Genomic DNA, 21,699 nt, shown 5'->3' with positions numbered 1-21,699 from the left:
TTTATTAAACAGAATTAATGTTTAGTGTCGTCTTTTTTAATTCCTTTATCAGCGTTTAATTCTTTTGATTTCATGATGTTGAAATTATACATCTCTTCTATGCCTACGAGTTTTCTTGAACATTTTTCGATGTCTGTATCTTTTTCCCATAAATAAGGCCTGAAGCTATAAGTTTTTGTTCCATCTAAATTGGCAATGAACTGATCCCAGCTACTCCAGCGTAAACCTTTGTAAAATTTAGAAAGATCGCTATCAAAACAAAAGATCAGGAATTCACCATAACCAGCCCCAAGCGGTTGCCAGGTAAGGGTGTTTGGTTCTAAGTAATATACATTTTTAACATCCGGACCTAAGCCGCCATAATTAATAGCGAAGAAGCCACCGATGGCATCATCGGCAATTAATAGGTATGGAATATTATCCCCATATTCTTTGATGGTTTTGCCTTTGTTCCAATCTGCAATGTTACGGGTCATTTTGTCACTTCCAGAACCTAAAATTCTGATCCAGCCATTATCTACCATAATGCCGCCAGTATTATAAATGACCGAGCCAAGTGTGGCATAGGTAGTCATTTGTGAATTGTAAAGCACTTCTTTAGCTTTGGCAGAATCAACGGGTAAGACTTCTACTTTGTTTTTTGCTGAATCGATCCACTTTTTAACCAGCGGCCATGCAGGATCGGTTTTATTAATTAATTTGGCTAAACTGATTAATTTATTTTGAGCTGAAACACTAAATGAAAACAGGGTTAAAGCAATTATTGAAGCTAATTTGAAGGTAACTTTCATGGCAGGTGATGAATGCATTTATTTATCAAAGATATAATGATTATCAAGGATTTTTATTAGAACGATACAATTTATAAGGTAAAAAGTAAATAGCAAACAAAACGCCCCCGTTTAAGCGGGAGCGTTTGCGAAAATATTTAAATATTGGTAGTAGAATTTTTAAGTGGAATGAGAAATAGCCTATATTTTTAGCCTCTCAACCTTCCACCTTAATTTACCACATTCTAATTCTATCTTCCGGTTTTTTGTATAATTTATCTCCAGGTTTTACGTCGAAAGCTGTGTACCAGGCATCCATATTTACTGGCGCACCAATGGTACGGTACGGACCAGGTGAGTGCGGGTCTGTTTTAATTAACTGCGCTGCGCTTTCTGGTAAAATGTTACCTCTCCAAACCTGTGCCCAGGCTAAGAAGAAACGTTGATCGGGTGTAAAACCATCAATTTTCTCATTGCCTTGACCTTGTTTTGTCATTTTGAAAGCGGTGTAAGCCGCATTTAAACCACCTAAATCGCCAATGTTTTCGCCCATTGTTAATTTACCGATCACATGAACGGTATCTAAAACAGTGTAAGCATCAAATTGCTCGCCTAAAGCTTTTGTTTTGGCATCAAATTTAGCTTTATCTTCTGCTGTCCACCAGTTTTTTAAATTTCCTTTTGCATCGTACTGGCTTCCACTATCATCAAAACCGTGGCTCATTTCATGGCCAATTACAGCACCAATTCCGCCATAATTTAAAGCATCATCAGCATTTGGATCAAAGAACGGGAACTGTAAAATTCCGGCCGGGAAAGTAATTGAATTCATGGTAGGGCTATAAGAAGCATTTACCGTTGGAGGCGTCATGCCAAACTTGGTGCGATCCACTGGTTTACCCAACCTATTTACATTTTCATTGTAACCCCAAATACTTGCGTTACGTAAGTTTTGAAAGTAGGTAGCCCTATTGATGTTTAATCCGTTATAAGTTTCCCATTTAGTGGTGTAACCAACTTTTGGTTCAAATGCAGCAAGCTTTTCTAGTGCTTTTGTTTTGGTTTCAGCGCTCATCCATTCTAGACCTTTAATTCTGATTTCAAATGCTTTACGCAGGTTTACAATCATGGCATCCATACGGGCTTTTGCCTCAGGCTTGAAATATTTAGCTACGTATAACTGACCCAATAATTCGCCGATGGTGCCATCAGTCAATGATGACATACGTTGCCAACGTGGCGTTTGAACTTTTTGTCCGGTTTGTGCTTGTGTAAAGGCAAAGTTTGCTTTAACAAATGGAGAACTTAAACTGCCGGCAGAACCTTTTAAAACATTCCATTCCAGGTAGGTTTTCCAATCAGCTAAAGAAACAGATTTTAACATCCCATCTAAGCTTGTCATAAATTTTGGTGAAGAAACCAATAAGGTATCTTGTCCCTTAATTTTGAACTTTGTTAAATAAGTTGCCCAGTTAATGTCTGGTGTTTTGCTACTTAATTCAGCAACAGTTAGTTTGTTGTACGTTGCATAAGGATCGCGCATTTCCAAGCGGCTCATTTGCGCTTCAGCAAATTGTTTCTCTATTTTAAAAACCGTTGCGGCTTTCTGTTTTGCAGCTTCAGCATTACTTCCTGTTAAGGTAAACAGGGTAGTCATGTAAGTATTGTATGCTTCGCGGATTTTAACACTGCGGGCATCATCTTTTAAATAATAATCACGATCAGGTAATGTAGTACCGCCCTGACCAATGTTAACCATGTATTTATTTACATTTTTACGATCCTGACCCACGCCGATGCCAAACATCGGGCTTCCGATTCCGCTAACGCGCATATACGCGACATTATCCAAAACGCCTTGCAAATCTTTAATTTGATTTATTTTTTCTAAATCGGCTTTAATTGGCGTGTAGCCTAATTTTTCGATCGCTACGGTATCCATTGCTGCAGCGAAAAAATCACCAACACGTCTTTTTACAGAACCTGCAGGTGCAGATTTATCAGCTGCTGCATCTTCTACTAATGTTTTTACGGCATTGATGTTAAAATCGCGAAGCTCGTTAAAAGAACCCCATCGGGTTTCTTTAGCCGGAACAGGATTGTTTTTAATCCAGGTGCCACTGGCATAGGTGTAAAAATCATCACCCGGTTTAACGGATAAATCCATGTTTGCCGGGTCAATATATTTCCTTGCGGTTTGTGCATTGGCAGAAAAGCCAGCAGCAACTATAGCAAGTGCTGCAAAATATCTTTTGGAACTTTTGTACTTCATTCGTTTTAATAAGTTAGTTATTAATGCGAAATTTATGAAATACAAATTAATACTGAAACAATATATTAAGAATATTACTTGTTAAACCAGTAGTAGATTTTTGCTAAACCTAAACGCCTGATAATTTCTGATGCTGAAAATGAGATTTTAATAGATTTCATAATTTAAATCTTTAATACAGTATTAACATTTTTTAACATTATTTATTGTGTGAGTGTCAAAAATATCGTTATCTATAATGATTCAGGATAAAGCAATTTTTTATCTAAATTTGTTGTGTAAGGTGCGATAAGTCGAACCAAGCAACGCTCATGAACTTGCTGATTTAGTGGATTAAACAGGAAGTATGTTAGAACAAATGAATGTTAGCGAAAAAATAATGAGCCATACCCATAATCAAGATGATAGCTGCTGTAGTAGTAAAGCACATTCAACCCCCAATCATCAACATAGCCATACACATGAAGATGGCGATGAACATGATCACGATCATGGTGGCGATCCGTCGTCATTTAAAACTTATATGCCCGCCATTTTTACTTTGGGGATGTTGCTTATTGGCATTTTATTCGATCATGTTTTTAAAATAGAGGTTTTTAAAATCATTCGGCCTTATTGGTATATTGTTGCCTATTTGCCAGTTGGTATTCCGGTATTGAAAGAAGTTTGGGAGACCTTCAAATCAGGAGATTTTTTTACCGAATTTTCTTTAATGTCTATTGCCACGATAGGCGCTTTTGCCATTGGTGAATACCCGGAAGGTGTTACTGTAATGCTTTTTTATACCATTGGCGAATTGTTTCAGCTGGCGGCTGTTAACCGGGCGAAAAAGAATATTTCTGCTTTACTGGATGTTCGGGCAGACGTAGCCAGTGTTTTACGGAATGGTAAATATGAAAATATTAGTCCGGAACAAGTAGGAATTGGTGAAACGATACAAATCAAAGCAGGAGAGAAGATTCCGCTGGATGGTGAGATGCTATCAGCAAAAAGCAGTTTTAATACGGCTGCATTAACCGGAGAAAGCAATCCGAGAACTATTAACAGGGGTGAAAGCGTGTTGGCAGGAATGCTGAATGTGGATCTGGTGATAGAAATGAAAGTAACAAAAATATTTGCTGATAGTGCGCTTTCGCGGATTCTGGAAATGGTGCAGAATGCTACCACCAGAAAAGCAAAAACGGAATTATTTATTCGCAAATTTGCAAAAGTTTATACGCCAATCGTTTTCTTCCTCGCGCTCGCATTGGTAACTATTCCGATTTTAATTTTGGGAAGTGAATACCAGTTTCAGACCTGGTTATACCGTGCGCTGGTTTTTCTGGTCATTTCCTGCCCTTGTGCATTGGTTATCTCTATTCCGCTTGGTTATTTTGGTGGTATTGGTGCCGCCTCAGCTCATGGCATACTTTTTAAAGGATCGAATTTTTTAGATCTGATTACAAAGTTAAATACCGTGGTAATGGATAAAACCGGCACGCTAACAAAGGGCGTTTTTAAGGTTCAAAAAGTAAATAGTAATATAGATGAGTCTGAGTTTGTAAGCCTTTTAATTGCCCTGGAAACGAAATCTACACATCCTATAGCCAAAGCGATCGTAAAATATACTCTTAAGGAAGTTGTTCATGCGGCAGAAAATGTAGAAGAAATTTCGGGCATGGGTCTAAAAGGGACCGTGGATGGAAGGCAGTTGTTGGCTGGAAATGCCAGATTACTGGCTAAGTTTAATGTTGATTTCGATGAAAGCATTAATGAAACAGATGATACAGTCGTGTTCCTGGCGGTGGATGGAAAATATGTGGGCTATGTTTTAATTTCGGATGAAATAAAAGAAGATGCGGTGGATGCCATTAAACAACTCTATGCAAATGGGATTAAACAAGTGGTGATGTTAAGTGGCGATAAAACCAACATTGTTAAAAGTGTAGCTAAAACGTTGGGTATTCCTTCTTTCTTTGGTGATTTACTTCCAGAAGATAAAGTGGCCCGATTGGAAGAAATTAAAAGTGATAAATCTAAAGTTGTTGCCTTTGTGGGCGATGGTATAAACGATACTCCTGTTCTTGCCATCAGTGATATAGGAATTGCAATGGGGGCAATGGGTAGTGATGCTGCTATCGAAACTGCTGATGTGGTAATTCAAACCGACCAGCCTTCAAAAATTGTTACGGCAATCAGAATTGGTAAAGCCACTAAAAAAGTGGTTATTCAGAATATTGTTCTGGCCTTTGCGGTGAAGGCCTTGGTATTGATTCTAGGTGCTGGTGGATTAGCTACCATGTGGGAAGCTGTATTCGCCGATGTTGGTGTCGCATTACTTGCGATTTTAAATGCAGTTCGTATACAGAAAATGAAATTTTAGTCGCCTGCGTTTAGCTGATAGAGATCTTTAATGCTATTTATTTTAGTATATTTGATTTATGAATAAGCCAATTCCATATCCAGATTTATCTAACGAACCTGTTTGGGAATTTAATGATATTGATGCATCGTTAACTTACAGTTATGCGAATTATCTGAATTGGCTTTTTGACGATCGTGTGGAACTGATTAAAGGCAAAATCTTTAAAATGAGTCCGGCGCCATCCAGAGTGCATCAGGAAATTTCTATTAATTTATTGAAATTTTTAATAAAATTTTTGGATGGTAAATCTTGCAAAGTTTATGCTGCTCCGTTTGATGTTCGTTTTCCAAAGGAAAGTAAGGAAGATCGCGATGTCTATACGGTGTTGCAACCGGATATTTGTGTGGTCTGCGATAAAAGTAAATTAGATGATCGCGGCTGTATTGGAGCACCTGATTTGGTTGTAGAGATTTTATCTCCCGGAAATACCAAAGTAGAACTCCTGCATAAATACCAGATTTACCAAGAATTTGGCGTAAAAGAATATTGGGTGGTGAGTCAAAGTGATCAGAGTATTTTGATTTATACGCTGAATGAATATGGTAAATTTCAGCCATCAAAAATATTTAGCTTAAGTGAGAAAATTACTTCTACTGTTTTGCCAGGGTTTGAATTGGCACTTGATGATGTATTTGGAGATGTGGATTAGTTAGCTTAATGCTAAAGATTCTTCGAACAGTTTCAAGACTGACCTAACAAAAAGGTGGCATTGAAAAGCAGAACTTACTTAACAATAAAATGCTTTAATTGCTTTTAATTGAGATCTAAGTATTTAGACTGCCTTGCTCTGCACCATGGAGCAAATTTTTCTATTTCTGTTCATGCTAACTTGCTACTTTAGTCTTTGCGCTTTTAGCTTTCAGCTTTGCGCATAATTAGCTATTTTTGGGCTTTTATAACAATTTTTCATGAGCATTTCCACTAAGTACAATCCAGCAGAAACAGAAGACAAATGGTATAGCTACTGGCTATCGAAAAAGTTTTTTCACTCAGAACCAGATGAGCGTGAGCCTTATACTATCGTCATTCCTCCGCCAAATGTTACTGGAGTATTGCATATGGGGCACATGTTGAACAATACCATTCAGGATGTTTTGATTCGTAAAGCCCGTATGCAAGGTAAAAATGCTTGCTGGGTTCCGGGAACTGACCATGCCTCTATCGCCACCGAGGCGAAAGTTGTGGCCATGTTGAAAGAACAAGGGATTGATAAAAAAGACTTATCCCGTGAAGAGTTCTTGAAATATGCATGGGAGTGGAAAGAAAAATACGGTGGGATTATTTTAGAGCAGTTAAAAAAACTGGGTGCAAGTTGCGATTGGGACCGTACCCGTTTCACCATGGAAGAAGATCTTTCAGCTGCGGTAATTGATTCATTTATTCATTTATATAAAAAAGGTTGGATTTATCGCGGCATCCGTATGGTAAACTGGGATCCGGCTGGTAAGACGGCGGTTTCTGATGAAGAAGTAATCCGTAAGGAAGTCAATCAAAAGCTATATTATATTAAGTATCAAGTAGTAAGTAGCAAGTCTCAGGAATCGAGTAGCAAGTCTCAAGAATCGAGTAGCCAGTCTCAGGAGTCGGGTAGCGAAAATCAAGATGAACCCGAATTCTTAACGGTAGCAACTACTCGGCCGGAAACGATTATGGCTGATGCCGCAATTTGTATCAATCCAAACGATGAGCGCTTTACACACTTAAAAGGGAAGAAGGTTTTCGTGCCACTTGTTAATCACGAAATTCCAGTAATTGAAGACGAATATGTTGATATTGAATTTGGTACAGGCTGTTTAAAAGTTACACCTGCGCATGATTTGAATGATTATGAGTTGGGCGTAAAACATAATTTACCAGTTATCGATATTTTAAACGATGATGGAACATTAAATGAGCTGGCAGTTATTTTAGTTGGTGAGGACAGATTTGTCGCCCGTAAGAAAATTGCTAAACTATTAGATGAAGCTGGTCATTTAGAAAAAGTGGAAGACTATAAATCGCAGGTTGGTTTCTCTGAACGTACTGATGCCGCTATTGAACCGAAACTTTCGATGCAATGGTTCGTAAAAATGAAGGAAATGGCTCAGCCTGCTTTAGATGATGTTTTAAATGGAGACGTAAATCTGATTCCAAATAAATTCGAAAATACCTATCGCCATTGGATGGAGAATGTTCGTGATTGGAACATCTCCCGCCAGCTTTGGTGGGGACAGCAAATTCCAGCCTGGTATGATGATAAGGGAAACTGGGTGGTTGCAAAAACCAAAGATGAAGCGCTTGAAGAATTCTGGAAAAAGAAACATTTAGATGAAAGTGGTTTTGAAGCAGATAAAGCTGGATTTAAACACCAATTGGAGCCATTTGTAAAGCAAGATGAAGATGTGATGGATACCTGGTTTTCTTCTTGGTTATGGCCGATTTCTGTTTTTGATGGTTTCAAAAACCCAGAAAATAAAGACATCAACTATTATTATCCAACAAATGATCTAGTAACCGCACCAGAGATTTTATTCTTTTGGGTAGCACGCATGATCATGGCCGGGCATGAGTTTATGGGCAAAAAGCCATTTACGAATGTTTATTTAACTGGTATTGTTCGCGATAAGTTAGGACGTAAAATGTCTAAATCTTTAGGTAACTCACCTGATCCGATTGGATTGATCGAAAAATATGGCGCTGATGCTGTTCGCGTGGGGATGTTAATGTCATCTCCGGCGGGTAACGATTTGATGTTTGATGAAAGTTACTGCGAGCAAGGGCGTAATTTTGCTTCGAAAATATGGAATGCTTTTCGTTTGGTAAAAGGCTGGGAAGTTGATCATCAATTAGCAAATCCAAATACACAAGCAATTTCCTGGTTCGAAAACCGATTTAACGAAGCCTTAGTAGAAATTGAGGATAATTTTAAGCAATACCGCCTATCGGAAGCCTTGATGATTACCTACAAACTTGTGTGGGATGATTTCTGCGCCTGGTACCTGGAGATGGTTAAACCTGCTTATCAGCAACCAATTGATGCAGAAAGTTATAAAGCTACTATCGGGTTTTTCGAAAATATCATCAAATTATTACACCCAAATATGCCATTCTTAACAGAAGAGCTATGGCATGATGATTTGTTTGCAGCACGTGGGGAGATGGATTGTTGTATTGTTGCAGAATTTCCTAAAGGTGGTTCAGTTGATGAAAAGCTATTGAAAGATGCTGAAGTGGTTAAAACAGTGATTGCAGAAATCAGAAATGTTCGGAATCAAAAACAAATTTCACCAAAAGAGGCTTTGCCTTTAAGTTTGAAAGTTAACTCCGACATTGATTATGAAAAATGGTTGAACATTGTTTTCAAATTGGCTAATGTTTCGGAAGCTGAAATTGTGAATGATAAAATTCCAGGTGCTACTACTTTTATGGCTGGTAAAGATGAGTTTTTTATTCCCCTAACAGAAAATATTGATGTCGATGCAGAACGTACACGCCTAAATGCTGATTTAGTTTACCTGCAGGGATTTTTAAAATCTGTAGATGCTAAACTGGGCAATGAGCGTTTCGTGCAGAATGCTAAACCAGAAATTATTACTAATGAGCGGAATAAAAAAGCAGATGCAGAAGCAAAAATCAAGATCATTGAAGAAAACCTGATGATGTTGGGATAAATTACTATATGTTTGAGATAGCCCTTTAGAATTGATTTTCTAAAGGGCTTTTTGCGTTTTAAGGTAATTGGATTTAAAATTTATTCACCATCCTGCAGATCTGGAAACCTTAATGAAGGATTATCTTATGCTCTCGGTTATTCGAAGTTCTGTTTGCAAAGGCAATTTTTCCTTCTAGTGTTTTAATAAAAGTCGAAATCAATGCGGGATTAAATAATAAAGGTTTCATGAGGAAGGATGCGGTATAACTTCACCTGTTTTGACAAACTTTAAGTCAATAAGAAAAACAAGGTGCAAAATCTTGATATCTTAATGTTCAGTTAAATGAAAAGCATTATGAAAAGATTTTTTCCAATACCAGTTTTTTAGTTGCTAAATTGTTACCAAGCCTTCTTGTAATCTCTAAACTTAAAACCCTATTTTTAGAATTATTAAAATTCAGCTTTTAACCAAATATAAACCTGCTATTTGCATTTAAACTGCAATGAGGTATTGTTATGAATTAATTTAATAAACAATCCAGTTTAAAATGAAGTCAAGAATTACTATTGTACTGCTCTTACTTTCCATTTTTCTTTTTAGTTTTCAATTAGGAAAAAAGACCTACCTCCGTTTGGGAATAGTAGCGCCAATAGATAAAGATAGTTTGGTATTTGCTTCTGGGTTTAAGATTTTTGGAGAATCTGTTAGCCGAATGATTTCTCCGTCCTTATCGGCAGAAAAGTTTAAACAAAATCTCGAACTGATTAAAAAAGCTAAGGGCAAACTTTATATGTGCAACGTCATGTTTCCGGGAGAAATGAAAATTGCTGGTCCTGATGTGGTGGAACAAGATGTTCTGGCCTATGCTGAAGGTTTATTTTCCAGAGCAGAACAAGCGGAAGTAAGTGTAATTGTTTTGGGGAGCGGCACGGCCCGTAGAATTCCAGAGGGATATGATCTTCAGAAAGCGAAAGTCAATTTTGTTCAATTGTGCAAAAAATTAGCTGTGTCTGCAGGGAAACATCATATTAAGATAGCGCTCGAAAACCTTCAAAGCCAGGAGACTAATTTTATCAATAATGTGAAAGCCGCTACGGAAATTGTACGGGCAGTAAATCATCCCAACTTCGGGCTCAACGCAGATATTTTTCATATGCGGCGTGAAAATGAATCCCCTCAAAGTATTATCGATGCAGCGGACGTATTAATCCATTGTGAAATTGCCGAGCATGATACCAGAACTTTACCTGGAATTAAAGGAGACGATTTTAAACCTTACTTACGCGCTTTAAAAGAAGCAAAATACAGAGGACCAATATTTATAAGCAGGCGCAAATTATACACCTGTGCAAATTGCAGAATCCTACCAGTTTTTAACCAAACAAGTTGAAGCCGTTTATACGGATTAATATTATACTGCTGTCAATTACAAAACTATTTATGGAAAATTCCAGGAGAAAATTTATTAAACAATCAGCTATTTTTGCTGCAGCTACTTACGCAGGCACAATGGGCATGAGCGCCAAAAGTTACGGGCGTATTATCGGTGCCAATGATCGGGTTCGGGTAGGTATTGTCGGTTTTTCTGACCGTTTTAAAGATACCTTACTTCCTTGTTTTCTTAACCACAATAAAGAACTCAATTTTGATGTGGTTGGTCTCTCAGATCTATGGAACTATCGACGAGATTTAGGAATTGCGCATTTGAAAGAGAAATTCGGTCATGATATAAAGGCATGCAGAAATAATGATGAATTGTACGCTATGAAAGATCTGGACGCTGTGATCATCAGCACTGCAGACTTTCAACATGCCTTACATACCATCGAAGCTGTGAAAGCAAACTGTGATGCATATGTGGAGAAACCTTTTGCAGAAACGATGGATGATGCAAAGGCTGCTTTGAAGGCCGTGAAAGCAACAGATCGGATCGTTCAGATCGGTTCGCAACGCAGGAGCGGAGAAAACTATGCAAATGCAGCAAAGTTTATCCAGGATGGCAAATTCGGACCCATCACGGCAGTAGATTTAGTATGGAATGTGAATCAACCAGGCCGTTGGCGCCGACCTGATTTAGTGGCAAAATTAAAAGAAGAAGATATCGACTGGAAAAGATTTTTATTAAATCGTCCTTCCGAAGCTTTCGATCCAAGAAAATATTTGGAATACCGTTTATTCTGGCCATATTCTTCCGGTATGCCTGGTCAGTGGATGTCGCATCAAATTGATACTGTTCATTGGTTTACCAATTTAAAACATCCGCGAAGCGTAGTTGCCAATGGAGGGATTTATACATGGAAAGACGGTCGCAGAAACTGGGATTCAATGGTTGCTGTATTCGATTACGGTCAGCCAAATTCGGAAGATGGATTTCAGGTAACTTTCACTTCCAGAATGCAAAACAGCGTGGGTGATGTTGGCGAAGTTTACTATTCTAATGGTGGCGAATTAAATCTGATTACCAATAAAGTATCGCCCAAAGGTGGATTAAAACAGCAGGAAGCTACCGCAATGGGTATGAAGGCCAATCTTTTGCCAGAATTCGACCTGAGTAAAACAGTGATTAAGGCGGCAACTGGTGCGAACATGGGCGGAGATTCATTAACTTCTGGCCATATGAGGAATTGGATGGAATGTGTTCGGAGTCGTAAAACACCAAATGCACCAGTAGAAGCGGGCTATTCGCATTCAATAGCCAATATCATGACAAATGCAGCGGTTCGTACCGGAGCAAAATCTACTTTTGATGAAGGTAGACAGGAAGTAATCGCCAATGGAAAAGTATTTAAATATTAATTTGTCAACCACATAAGACATTTTATAAAGCTATTTGATTAGCACTGTGCTAATATGTTCTTAGGTGTCTTAGGTGGTAAATAATAATTATCCAATCATGTTAAATTTTACACCACCTAAGACACCTTAGCAAAACTATGTTATCAGCACTATGCTAAGATGTTCTTAGGTGTCTTAGGAGGTAAATAATAATTATCCAATCATGTTAAAAATTAAAAAATACAGTATTCTAGCCCTATCCCTGATCAGTTTATCAGCAGTTGCCCAAAAAGCAAAACCCATTTTTGATGGAAAGACCTTAAGCGGATGGAAAGCTGTTGCAGGCGCGGCACCTTACAAAGTTGAAGACGGAATGATTGTGGGTACTATGACTAAAGACACACCAAATTCATTCCTGATTACTGAAAAAGAGTATGGTGATTTTATTCTAGAGTTAGATGTAAAATTAGAAGGTGAAAACACCAATTCAGGGATCCAAACCAGAAGTCATATTAAACCAGAAGGAAATAAGGGCAAAGGATTGGTTTTTGGCAGACAGGTAGAGATCGATCCAACGGCCAGATCATGGACGGGTGGTATTTACGATGAAGCAAGAAGATTATGGCTCTACCCGTTGGAGTTGAATCCTACGGCAAAATCCTTATACAAAAAGAATGAATTTAATCATTACAGAATTGAGTGCATTGGAAATGAACTTAAAACCTGGGTAAATGGAAGTCCGGTTTCTGATGTGATTGATACACTGGATCAATCTGGATTTATTGGCTTGCAGGTGCATAGCATCGGTAACAATTTAGAAAATGATGGGAAAAAAGTTTATTTTAAAAACATCAATATTGAAACTGCTGGTCTGAAATCAAAGGCGTTTCCAAAAGGTATTTACACAGTTAATCTAACTCCAAACACATTATCTGCTTATGAAAAATCGGAAGGCTATAAATTGCTTTTCGATGGTAAAACGAACAATGGTTGGGTTGGCGCTTATAAAACAGCATTTCCAGAAAAGGGTTGGAAAATTGCTGATGGCGTAATCAGTGTAGAACCATCAGGTGGGTCAGAATCTACCAATGGTGGCGATATTGTTACCAAAGAACAGTATTCAGCTTTTGATCTATCCTTCGAATTTAAGTTGACACCGGGTGCAAACAGTGGCGTAAAATATTTTGTAACCTTAAACGAAAAAAATACAGGTTCTGCAATTGGCCTGGAATACCAGGTTTTGGATGATGAATTGCATCCGGATGCGAAATTGGGAAGAGATGGAAACCGAACACTGGCTTCGTTATATGATCTGATTACCGCTAAAAAGGAAGCGAGATATTTGCGCCCAATAGGTACCTGGAACAATGCCCGCTTAGTGGTTTATCCCAATAATAAAGTGGAGCATTATTTAAATGGCGTAAAAGTTTTGGAGTACGTTCGTGGATCTGAGGAGTTTAAGAAACTAGTGGCGATTAGTAAATATAAAGACTGGAAGAATTTCGGTGAGGCGCCAAAAGGTCATATTCTGATTCAGGATCATGGCAATAAGGTAGATTTCAGAACCATCAAAATCAAAACTTTGTAATGCAACGTCGTTCATTTTTAAAAAAAACCGCTTTGTTTGGCACGGGCATTTTAGCTTCAGAACAAGTGTTGGCTAACCTCACGCTTAATCGGGAGCAAGTGATCAATATAGCGATGATTGGTTGCGGCGATCGGGGGAAAGGCGTACTCTCTGTCATTAAGTCGATGCCAGCAAAGTTTAATATTTTGGCCTATTGCGATGTGCTGGATTTTCGTTTGGAAGAAACAAAACGCTTCGTTCCCTCAACCGCAATAGGCATCAAAAACTATAAGCAGATTTTAGACAATCGTCATATCGATGCTGTTTTTATTGCCACGCCACTTAGCGAACATTTTCAAATCGCTAAAGATGCTGTACTTGCAGGTAAGCATGTTTATGTAGAGAAAACCATGACTTACAACATTGCACAGGCTTTAGAATTAAGAAACCTGGTGCTAAAATACCCTAAGCAGGTTTACCAGGTGGGCTACCAGTACCGTTATTCGCCACTCTATTTTAGGGTAAAAGATATGATCAAAACCGGCTATCTGGGGAAAGTTTCGCAGGTTGATTGCCGTTGGGATCGGAATGGGAACTGGCGGAGAAAAGTAAATGACCCCAAGCTGGAGCGACAAATAAACTGGCGCATGTATAAAGAATATTCTGGCGGATTGGCTGCAGAATTGCTTTCACACCAAATCGATTTCATCAATTGGGCTTTTGAAACGCAACCCGACGAAATTACCGGAACTGGCGGAATTGATGTTTTCAAAGATGGTCGCGAGACTTATGATAACATTCAAGCCATGCTTCGGTATGATCAGGCTGGCATGATTGGAAATTTCGGAGCAACCTGCGGCAATGCACATGATGGTTATTTATTTAAGATAAAAGGAACTAAAGGTTCGGTTTCGCTACTTACCAATACGGGTATTTTTTATCCTGAGCAAGAAACTATAAAGGAATTGGGAATTGTTGATGGTGTTACCGGAGCTTCGAAAATTGTAGTAAATACAGATGGTGGAATTCCAATTTTACCAAAAGCTACTTTAGACGGAACAAATTACGCTTTGGATGAATTTTATGAGTCAATTATTTCGGGCAAGCTACCGGCATCAAATGTAAAAACGGGAACCCAGGCTTCAATTTGTGTAGCGATGTGTAATGAGGCAGTTTACTCCGGGGATAAGCAGGTTTGGAAAAAGGAATATGGTGTTTAACTGCTTCGTCGAGCCAGTAATAAAGATATAATCCAGTTATCATCTTCCTGACTTGATGCATGACCAATAATAGCCTTAACAAATCACAAATCTAAATAATCTGGCATTTCTGGCATAAAGACAAAACTACCTTTCTCTAAATCCATTTTGGCATAAACATGCTGTAAACCATTGGTTAATACAATCCATTTGGCCTGATGAATGGAATTATATCGTGATGCCTGCTCAAAAACCGATGGTGTAATTTTTACTTTCGGTGCCTTACATTCAATTAGCATTAACTTTTCGCCAGCGGTGTTATACACTAAAATGTCACTTCGCTTTTGTAACTGATTCAACACCAGTCCACCTTCTATTTGAATCAACGTTTTAGGGAATTTCTTACTTGCAATAAGATCTTGAATAAAATGCTGCCGAACCCATTCCTCCGGGGTCAAAACTAAATGCTTTTTCCGCAGCTCATCGAAAATGAAAACCACATTATCTTTTCTGGTAATTTTAAAAGGATAAGGCGGAAGGTTGAGCGGGGTAGGGTTGAACATTTATCAATTAGCAGTTTACGATTGGAATTTTCCAGTGAACGATCTAACAATTAAACAGTCGAATAATTGCTATCGCCTTCAAAGTTAATATTGTTTATAAACATTTAATAAATCCTAAAAGCTAAATTGTAATTTTACCCTTAATGACTGCTGCCGAAATTATTAAAGATATAAAAGCCCGAAAATTTAAACCCGTGTATTTGTTGCATGGAGAAGAAGCCTATTACATTGATCAGATTGCTGATTATATAGAAGAAAATCTCTTGAACGTTGCTGAAAAAGGATTTAACCAGACGGTGCTTTATGGAAAAGATACAGATATGGCGACTGTTCTAGGCGCGGCCAAACGCTATCCGATGATGTCTGATTTTCAGGTGGTGATTGTAAAAGAGGCCCAAGATTTAAAGTGGGGGAAAGAAGATGCAGGTAGCAAAGAAGCAGAATTTGTACTGAACTATTTTGAAAAACCCTTGCCAAGCACCATACTCGTGTTGGCGTTTAAATACGCGAATTTCGATAAGCGAAAAAAAATCTATAAGGCAATTAATAAATCCGGATTAATTTTCCAGTCTGATCCGGTTCGTGACTATAAACTGGTGCCATGGATTGAAGAATTTATCAAGGAAAAAGGATATAAAATCGATCAGCAGGCATCTGCTTTAATGGCTGAATATTTAGGAACTGATCTTTCTAAAATCGCCAATGAAATTGAAAAGCTGATGTTAAATGTTCCGAAGGAAGTGATGATTAACGCTGATTTGGTACAAAAAAATATTGGAATCAGTAAAGAATATAATGTTTTTGAGTTGCAAAAGGCACTGGCTATCCGAGATGTGCTAAAGTGCAATAAAATTATTAATTACTTTGCCAGTAACCCCAAAGCCAATCCTACGGTAATGGTTCTGGCTAACCTTGGCGGCTATTTCACCAAATTGCTTAAATACCATTATATCCCGAATAAAGCAGATGCGGCTTCGGCATTAGGTGTTCCGCCGTTTTTTATAAAGGATTATGAAACGGCAGCAAGAAATTACAATACTGGAAAAGTTTTTCAGGTAATTAGTATCCTGAGAGAATACGATTTAAAAAGTAAAGGCCTGGATAGCTCTGGAAACGTAAGCGATGGTGAATTATTAAAAGAACTGGTTTTTAAAATCATTCATTAATAAAAGAAGAACTAAAATTTACTCCATAATAGGGAAGCGCCTGATTCTTAATGATTCAGGCGCTTCCCTAATTTTTTGATAACCTACAAGCTACTGCTCCATGTAGTTTTAGGTCATCAGTCACTAACCGACTTCCTTCGATCAACAATTAATCGTTTTATTTAAAGTTTTAAATACCGGGAATTGCTCATCGCGGTTACAACGATGAACAAACATTCCCGGATAATGTTGCGCCTGCACCATTAGATGCCGTTACGGTTGCTTTAACACTAGATGCGTTAAGCACAGTAAGGCTGTAAGGTGGCGTAAATGCGTTAACACCATTTCCTGAGGTATTTCCTGTTACGGAGGTAAAAAGATTATTTTTCACCTGAACGGCCGTGGCATTATTCTCCATCAGATCAATTGGGATTTTAACATTTTCAAAAGCGTTAGCCTCAACTAGAAGGTCAGATTCAAAACCAGCCTGTATACAATTTTTGCTAGCGGTACTGTTAAATAAATTGTTAACGATATGAACTTTTCCAAACCTCACCCTTGGCATCCTGGCTACACAGCCCTGGGCCCACCAGCAACGTACAAAAGTTATACGGAAATGTCCTCTATCAGGTGTAACATTATCGCCGGATCCAATCAGGTTCGAAAAGCGGTGATCATCTGATCCGCCTGGTCCATCTGGCTTAGGTGATTTTTGATAGGCGAATTTCGTGTAGGACACCGTTACAAAATCTGAAGTATTCTTAATGTCGAAGTTTCCATCAACGCCATCTCTAAATTCACAGTGATCTACCCATACATTATTGCAGGCGTCCACCGTAACATTATCCTGGCCATCTACATCATAAGCACCAGGGCCTTCGAAAATAATGTTTCTGACAATAATGTTGTTGCACCGCTTGATGTACATCAGTCCTGAATTGTCTTTACTTTGATCAGTCGAGACAATTTTTGCACCAGATGATCCAAAAAGCGTTTTTCCAGTTTGATCCTGAAAAGAGATTCTCCCTCCAGAAGGAATAGTGATTGTTCCATTTACCTGGATCACTTTAACACCAGTATTCTGAATAGCAGATTTTAATGCGGCGTAGGTAGTTACTACCGTTGCTGCAACATCTCCACCTCCGGTTGTTCCACCGTTTTGAGATGCCCAGCCCTTTGATGGGCACGCTGCTTCTACAATAGCTGTTGGCATAGTTGGTGCCTGGCCTGTAATTGCTGCAGCATCATCTGCTTGATTAATTTGGTTTTTTTTACACGCGGGAATTGTAAATGCCACGGCCGCAGCCATAAGGCAGATAAAGAAATAATTTCTCATTTTGATTTAATTTGGTTAGAAGTTAAAAGAAAGTTGGAGCGCTTGTTTTCTCGAGAAGTCGGATAGTACTATATGGATGTATTTTTAAAATTACATATAATAAATTATAAGTTGTCTTTTTATTTGATAAATTTACGCAAACGTTCCCGGGGTAATCTTCTGATCTTCTGGATTTGCGTTCATCGTTTGCGAATTTTGTGTAATAATTAAATGAATAGTTTAGCAGCGCAAGCGTTATCGCGGGGCAATTTAAATGAGGCGCTATTTTGTTAAAAAAAAAGGACCAAATCAATCGATTTGGTCCTTTCTTAGGAAAAAATTAAATGCTTATTGGTTGCCTGTGATTACTTAAATGGCCAGCAACTGTTTAGCTATTGATTGAATTTTCGATCTAAAGGTTAGAGCAGCTATTGCCAGCGAGCGTTGCACCGGCGCCATTTGAACCCGTTACCGAAGCTTTTACGCTCGCCGCATCAATTTTGCTAATGGTATAAGGAGGTACAAATACTAAGCTTGGATTGATACCGCTAGTGGTGCCAGTTACACCAGGCATCAGGTTGCCTACCAGCGCCACTGATGTCGAATTGTTTTCCAACAGGTCAATTGGGTTTTTTACGTTTTCGAAATAATTAGCTTCCACCAGAATATTTGCTTCTAAACCTGCCTGAACACAATTTTTACTTACTGTACTGTTAAATAAATTATTGAGCAGATGAATTTTGCCAAATCTTACCCGTGGCATTCTGGCAACACAGCCCTGCGCCCACCAACACCGTACAAAGGTAATGCGGTAATGCCCTCTATCTGCAACAAACTTATCCTCAGATCCTATCAGGTCAGAGAATCTATGATCATCGGCTCCTCCGGGTCCACCTGCTTTAGGTGCCTTTAAGTAGGTAAATTTGCATTGCGATACGGTTACATAATCAGATGTGTTTCTAAAATCCAGATTCCCGTCAACACCATCTCTGAACTCACAATGATCTACCCATAGGTTATTGCAACCATCAACGGTAACATTATCTTGCCCATCGGTATCATATGCACCAGGCCCTTCGAAAATGATATTTCTGATAATAATGTTATTACATCTTCTCAAATAAAGCAAACCTGAATTGTCTTTACTTTGATCTGTAGACACTAGTTTCGCGCCCGGCGATCCGAAAATTGTTTTCCCAGATTGATCCTGAAGTGGAATTCTTCCTGAAGCCGGAAAATTAATGGTTCCGTTAACCTGAATTACCTTCACGCTGCTATTTTGAATTGCGGCTTTTAAATCATTATAGTTTGCAACAACAGTAGGGGTAACTTCTCCACCACCGGATGTGCCACCGTTTTGTGATGCCCAGCCCTTAGACGGACAAATGGCTTCAGTTACTGCAGTTCCCTTAACGGAGCCGCCATCAGGAGTTTTTAGCGCATTTTCGGACTCCGAATTTGATTGTGTTGTTTTTTTACATCCGGGCGTAGAGAATAGTAAGGCGGCTACGGTTACACATAGAAATAGACTTTTGTTCTTCATTTTGGTTTGGTTTATCAAATTTTACCGTATCAAATCCACGTCAGTATACAATTTGTGACGTGGTATGAACGTAATCGTAAAATTACATAATTATTAGTATTAAATAGTCTTAATTGTATTCTTTAATAATTGGATAATCCAACTCTCTTTTTAAAACGCTAATTTAGCACCTACCAATACATTCGGATTACTATACCTTACACGGAATAATTTGGCGTAATTTTTTGATATCAAAACCTTGAAAGTTATTTGAGAAATCTTAGCCTCAAGGATTCCGCTTGTTTTCGCCCTGCTTTATAGTTAGGGTCTAATGCAATTGCCTGGTTTAGATAAGCTAAAGCTGTAGTTCTGTATTTTCTTCCGAGGTGTTGCTTTGCCCAGGCCCAATAAGTAAAACTCATTACCTTCCAGTTTGCATAGGTTGCATCTTCGTTTTGTTTGGTAATGATAGATTCAAAGTCCCTTTCCGCAAATTTTCTTTTCGACATAAAAAACCATGGCAGGTTCTCAGCAACGCTGCCCCTTAAAAACTCGGGTAGGTAACTTACTGTCGCGTATCGGTCAACCGCCTCTTTAAATAGTGTAAAAGCTTGTCCCAATAATTTAAGCTTCTTGGTCTCTGCGCCAATTAGGGCGAGGGCAGAAGCCCGGTAAGAAGCGATATAAGGCATTAGTTCCCGGTTAGTAGTGGATGAGTTAAACAATTCGCTTAACTGATCGTAGCTTTTTTGGGCATAACCCTTGTATGCCGTTTTGGAGAAGAAGGTGAGATTCAATGCTGTTTCATGGTAGATTAGTCCCAGCCTTACCTGGTTTAATTCGTTGGGTGCCTGTTGAAACTGAAGTTCTACTTCTTTTAATTTAACTTTCAGTTCCGTGGTGTCAATAATTTCCATCACATCATCTAACTGATGTTCGAAGGCTTTAACTTTAGAAAAACTAAGTTGCTGTGCCGGGAGGTTTTGCGTAAATGTCATTGCTGTAATGATTAAGGTGATCAATTTGTGTTTCATTTTGTTGTTGGAATGAGACACAAAGATGCATTGACATCCTTTGGGCAACGATGACTTAAGTTAAGACTTTTCTTTTTGAATAATTCTGTTTCTGATCCGGCTTAAACTTTCCGGACTGATGCCCAGGAAATTGGCAATGTATTTTTGTGGAACTCTTTGAAATAAATCGAGTTGTTTTTTGAGCAGATTTTGAAAACGTTCCTCTGGTTTTTCTGAGGATAGCGACATGGCAATTTCCGTAGCCCGCTGCGCCACTTGTTCTGCCATTAACCTACCAAAGGTTTCGTATTTACTGCACTGCTGATAGAGTTTAAAAAGATTTTGTTTTTTAATTAATAAAACGGTAGAATCTTCCATGGCCTGCAGATTCATTTTGCCAACGATGTCATAAGTAAAGCTTTGAAAATCTGTTACCCAAGCGCTGTCAAAAGAAATGTCGCAGGTTTTTTCTACACCCTCTTTTACATGGAAATGCCTGATCGAACCAGATGCAATAAATGCAATAAAATTGCAGATCTTATCATCCTGATGCAAAAAGTCTTTCTTCTTCAAGACCTTTTCTTCAAAGTATTGATCGATCAGTTCCAGTTCTGAATGCGCAAACGGAACCCGCTCCAGACAATATTCTTTCAGTTTTTGATACATTAATGCCAGATGGTACTTAATTAATTTTCTATCAATGTCATTTCCATCGTTCGATTTCCGACCAAGATTTTTTGTTTATAAAGCCGTCTGTTGAGTTGATCAATCTGGTAAATGCTCTTGCTATCAGCGCTAGTCCCAATTTCATCACTCACTTCTACTATCCAAACTTTCCGATCGCCCTGTTTCTGCGTGTGGTATATTCCTTCGCTTACACTTAAAATATGCGCTTTAATTACACCCATTTTTCCTTTGGGGTTGTAATCATAAATGTCGAGGTCTGCTTTGTAACCCGTTTTTAAGGGAAGCCAGTCAATCAGCATCGGGTAAAAATTACTGTCGAAGTAACCAGCAGGTACCTTTTGAGCAATGGCTGTGGTTTTATTGCCTACCTTATCCTGATAAAAGCCGGTGATTTCTTTACCAAAATGAATCGACATGTTCCTTTGTGCATTATATGAAGCATGATAAACTGGTGAAAGGTCAGCCCGGTTTACGGTGGTCGAATCTATCCAGGGTGAGGGGTTTGCGTTCATTTTCACCTCTGTAATGACCAGAATTTGATTTGCTAAAACGTCTATTTTAGTATTTACGATACCTATTTTCATACTTGTGGTATCTCTCAACATTGTCCATACCATTTGGTAATTTTGGTTTTTAATCCACTTTTTATCAACAATGTTTTTCTGAGGTGTAATCCTTTCCTGGCTTAATCCTAAAAAGGGCATGGCAGCAAGGCATAACAAAGTAAGGTAGGTTCTGGTCATAAAATTTCGATGAATATATCCATTTGATGCCATGCACGGGAACTTGTTACAGCAATTTTAATAAAGTGATTGACCAATTATTGGATGAAGCA

Annotated in this window: 16 protein-coding genes; 8 read left to right on the top strand and 8 right to left on the bottom strand. The window is 38.5% G+C overall.

Going from position 1 to position 21,699, the window contains the following annotated elements; all coding sequences use genetic code 11:
• Window positions 1-14 precede the first annotated feature (14 nt).
• Together SOM16_RS11480 and SOM16_RS11475 are read right to left on the bottom strand one after the other, a co-directional pair.
• The gene (locus tag SOM16_RS11480) at window positions 15-791 is read right to left on the bottom strand and encodes a DUF2625 domain-containing protein (protein ID WP_320464149.1); all 777 of its coding nucleotides are present in this window, start codon (window positions 789-791) and stop codon (window positions 15-17) included.
• A 214-nt stretch (window positions 792-1,005) separates the two neighbouring features.
• Window positions 1,006-3,042 (bottom strand): M13 family metallopeptidase, encoded by a 2,037-nt coding sequence (locus SOM16_RS11475; RefSeq protein ID WP_320464148.1) that lies wholly within the window; start codon window positions 3,040-3,042, stop codon window positions 1,006-1,008.
• A 346-nt stretch (window positions 3,043-3,388) separates the two neighbouring features.
• Here SOM16_RS11475 and SOM16_RS11470 point away from each other — a divergent pair, with 346 nt between their 5' ends.
• The 7 genes from SOM16_RS11470 (at window position 3,389) to SOM16_RS11440 (ending at window position 14,640) form a co-directional block, all read left to right on the top strand.
• Window positions 3,389-5,404 carry a heavy metal translocating P-type ATPase gene (locus tag SOM16_RS11470; protein ID WP_320464147.1) on the top strand — a complete coding sequence of 672 codons (2,016 nt, stop codon included), beginning with the start codon at window positions 3,389-3,391 and terminating at the stop codon, window positions 5,402-5,404.
• 58 nt (window positions 5,405-5,462) lie between these two features.
• Window positions 5,463-6,095 carry a Uma2 family endonuclease gene (locus SOM16_RS11465; protein ID WP_320464146.1) on the top strand — a complete coding sequence of 211 codons (633 nt, stop codon included), beginning with the start codon at window positions 5,463-5,465 and terminating at the stop codon, window positions 6,093-6,095.
• A gap of 259 nt (window positions 6,096-6,354) precedes the next feature.
• Window positions 6,355-9,096 carry a valine--tRNA ligase gene (locus tag SOM16_RS11460; RefSeq protein ID WP_320464145.1) on the top strand — a complete coding sequence of 914 codons (2,742 nt, stop codon included), beginning with the start codon at window positions 6,355-6,357 and terminating at the stop codon, window positions 9,094-9,096.
• A gap of 529 nt (window positions 9,097-9,625) precedes the next feature.
• Entirely contained in the window at window positions 9,626-10,468 is an 843-nt protein-coding gene (locus SOM16_RS11455; RefSeq protein ID WP_320464144.1) for a sugar phosphate isomerase/epimerase family protein, read from the top strand.
• Window positions 10,469-10,518: 50 nt separating this feature from the next.
• A complete protein-coding gene (locus SOM16_RS11450; RefSeq protein WP_320464143.1) occupies window positions 10,519-11,874 on the top strand; it encodes a Gfo/Idh/MocA family protein in 1,356 nt (451 codons plus the stop codon).
• A 202-nt stretch (window positions 11,875-12,076) separates the two neighbouring features.
• The gene (locus tag SOM16_RS11445; protein ID WP_320464142.1) at window positions 12,077-13,441 is read left to right on the top strand and encodes a DUF1080 domain-containing protein; all 1,365 of its coding nucleotides are present in this window, start codon (window positions 12,077-12,079) and stop codon (window positions 13,439-13,441) included.
• Window positions 13,441-14,640, top strand: a complete 1,200-nt coding sequence (locus SOM16_RS11440) for a Gfo/Idh/MocA family oxidoreductase (protein ID WP_320464141.1) — start codon at window positions 13,441-13,443, stop codon at window positions 14,638-14,640. The genes SOM16_RS11445 and SOM16_RS11440 overlap by 1 nt, the downstream gene beginning before the upstream one ends.
• An 83-nt stretch (window positions 14,641-14,723) precedes the next feature.
• Here SOM16_RS11440 and SOM16_RS11435 read toward each other — a convergent pair whose 3' ends face one another.
• Window positions 14,724-15,182: a type I restriction enzyme HsdR N-terminal domain-containing protein gene (locus SOM16_RS11435; RefSeq protein WP_320464140.1), complete on the bottom strand. Its 459-nt coding sequence runs from the start codon at window positions 15,180-15,182 to the stop codon at window positions 14,724-14,726.
• A gap of 143 nt (window positions 15,183-15,325) precedes the next feature.
• Between SOM16_RS11435 and holA the strand changes: the two genes are divergently transcribed.
• Window positions 15,326-16,348 (top strand): DNA polymerase III subunit delta, encoded by a 1,023-nt coding sequence (holA, locus tag SOM16_RS11430; RefSeq protein WP_320464139.1) that lies wholly within the window; start codon window positions 15,326-15,328, stop codon window positions 16,346-16,348.
• Window positions 16,349-16,544: 196 nt separating this feature from the next.
• Here holA and SOM16_RS11425 read toward each other — a convergent pair whose 3' ends face one another.
• The 5 genes from SOM16_RS11425 to SOM16_RS11405 all read right to left on the bottom strand — a co-directional run bounded on the left by SOM16_RS11425 (window position 16,545) and on the right by SOM16_RS11405 (window position 21,607).
• A complete protein-coding gene (locus SOM16_RS11425) occupies window positions 16,545-17,663 on the bottom strand; it encodes a hypothetical protein (RefSeq protein WP_320464138.1) in 1,119 nt (372 codons plus the stop codon).
• A gap of 391 nt (window positions 17,664-18,054) precedes the next feature.
• Complete coding sequence (locus tag SOM16_RS11420; protein ID WP_320464137.1) at window positions 18,055-19,185, bottom strand: hypothetical protein; 1,131 nt, start codon at window positions 19,183-19,185, stop codon at window positions 18,055-18,057.
• A 245-nt stretch (window positions 19,186-19,430) separates the two neighbouring features.
• On the bottom strand, window positions 19,431-20,198 hold the full coding sequence (locus SOM16_RS11415; RefSeq protein WP_320464136.1) for a hypothetical protein: 768 nt from the start codon (window positions 20,196-20,198) through the stop codon (window positions 19,431-19,433).
• Window positions 20,199-20,258: 60 nt separating this feature from the next.
• The gene (locus SOM16_RS11410; RefSeq protein WP_320464135.1) at window positions 20,259-20,843 is read right to left on the bottom strand and encodes a Crp/Fnr family transcriptional regulator; all 585 of its coding nucleotides are present in this window, start codon (window positions 20,841-20,843) and stop codon (window positions 20,259-20,261) included.
• A 20-nt stretch (window positions 20,844-20,863) separates the two neighbouring features.
• A complete protein-coding gene (locus SOM16_RS11405; RefSeq protein ID WP_320464134.1) occupies window positions 20,864-21,607 on the bottom strand; it encodes a hypothetical protein in 744 nt (247 codons plus the stop codon).
• Window positions 21,608-21,699: the final 92 nt, after the last annotated feature.

The sequence above is a fragment of the Pedobacter sp. CFBP9032 genome, assembly GCF_034045265.1.
Taxonomy (GTDB): domain Bacteria; phylum Bacteroidota; class Bacteroidia; order Sphingobacteriales; family Sphingobacteriaceae; genus Pedobacter.
This window is presented reverse-complemented; position numbering and strand designations above follow the sequence as displayed.

Coding starts and splice junctions, on each gene's coding strand:
- SOM16_RS11465 (WP_320464146.1), top strand. CDS start 5,463: ATGAATAAGCCAATTCCATATCCAGATTTATCTAACGAACCTGTTTGG.
- SOM16_RS11415 (WP_320464136.1), bottom strand. CDS start 20,198: ATGAAACACAAATTGATCACCTTAATCATTACAGCAATGACATTTACG.
- SOM16_RS11455 (WP_320464144.1), top strand. CDS start 9,626: ATGAAGTCAAGAATTACTATTGTACTGCTCTTACTTTCCATTTTTCTT.
- SOM16_RS11440 (WP_320464141.1), top strand. CDS start 13,441: ATGCAACGTCGTTCATTTTTAAAAAAAACCGCTTTGTTTGGCACGGGC.
- SOM16_RS11460 (WP_320464145.1), top strand. CDS start 6,355: ATGAGCATTTCCACTAAGTACAATCCAGCAGAAACAGAAGACAAATGG.
- SOM16_RS11420 (WP_320464137.1), bottom strand. CDS start 19,185: ATGAAGAACAAAAGTCTATTTCTATGTGTAACCGTAGCCGCCTTACTA.
- SOM16_RS11405 (WP_320464134.1), bottom strand. CDS start 21,607: ATGACCAGAACCTACCTTACTTTGTTATGCCTTGCTGCCATGCCCTTT.
- holA (WP_320464139.1), top strand. CDS start 15,326: ATGACTGCTGCCGAAATTATTAAAGATATAAAAGCCCGAAAATTTAAA.
- SOM16_RS11475 (WP_320464148.1), bottom strand. CDS start 3,042: ATGAAGTACAAAAGTTCCAAAAGATATTTTGCAGCACTTGCTATAGTT.
- SOM16_RS11445 (WP_320464142.1), top strand. CDS start 12,077: ATGTTAAAAATTAAAAAATACAGTATTCTAGCCCTATCCCTGATCAGT.
- SOM16_RS11480 (WP_320464149.1), bottom strand. CDS start 791: ATGAAAGTTACCTTCAAATTAGCTTCAATAATTGCTTTAACCCTGTTT.
- SOM16_RS11470 (WP_320464147.1), top strand. CDS start 3,389: ATGTTAGAACAAATGAATGTTAGCGAAAAAATAATGAGCCATACCCAT.
- SOM16_RS11435 (WP_320464140.1), bottom strand. CDS start 15,182: ATGTTCAACCCTACCCCGCTCAACCTTCCGCCTTATCCTTTTAAAATT.
- SOM16_RS11410 (WP_320464135.1), bottom strand. CDS start 20,843: ATGTATCAAAAACTGAAAGAATATTGTCTGGAGCGGGTTCCGTTTGCG.
- SOM16_RS11425 (WP_320464138.1), bottom strand. CDS start 17,663: ATGAGAAATTATTTCTTTATCTGCCTTATGGCTGCGGCCGTGGCATTT.
- SOM16_RS11450 (WP_320464143.1), top strand. CDS start 10,519: ATGGAAAATTCCAGGAGAAAATTTATTAAACAATCAGCTATTTTTGCT.